This is a genomic window from Synechococcus sp. R6-5 (assembly GCF_047461775.1).
Classification (GTDB): domain Bacteria; phylum Cyanobacteriota; class Cyanobacteriia; order Thermostichales; family Thermostichaceae; genus Thermostichus.
Genome location: NZ_JANSHV010000391.1, coordinates 1 through 552 on the forward strand (window position 1 = coordinate 1; position 552 = coordinate 552).

The window sequence follows — 552 nt, forward strand, 5'->3', positions numbered from 1 at the left end:
TCATTGCACATTGCGCAGATCTGGTGAAACACAACGCTGGTGCGGTGTATAATAGCGGACGTTCCGACTGCCACATGCAAACCGAAAGGATGGCGTTATGGAACGGATGCTGAGCAGCAACGCATCCCTCGCGGCAGAACAGTCATCAGTGCGCATCCGCCTGATGGCGGGTCTCGCGCTGGCCGGATCGGTCTGGCTCGTTGGGCTTGTTGGTCACTTTACCCCGCTGGCAGAATGGCCCGCACTCTTCCTCTACGTGATCGGCTCGCTCGCCGTTGCTCTGGCGCTGGGGATACGCGATAGACTGTGGGATGCCATGTGGATCACCGGGCGCGGGCTGAAGCGCGCGCTGGCCTGGGGCGGCGGCATCGGTCTGGCGCTGCTGGTGATCGACAATATCAACACCTATATGTACTACCGTTCAGGTGGTGCGCCGATGGCGCAGATGGAAGAGATCCTGATCGGCATGCGCCTGGTCTTTTTCTTCCCGCTGCTTGTGCTGGCGGAAGAGTTCCTGTGGCGCGGCGTGCTCCTTTCGGGTTTGCACGACGC

1 protein-coding gene is annotated in these 552 nt (G+C 60.7%); it reads left to right on the forward strand.

The genetic code is table 11. The annotated features are described in order from the left end of the window. Nucleotides 1-97: 97 nt before the first annotated feature. The coding region (locus NW818_RS13930; RefSeq protein WP_414424895.1) for a hypothetical protein at nt 98-552 on the forward strand (455 nt) is incomplete at its 3' end.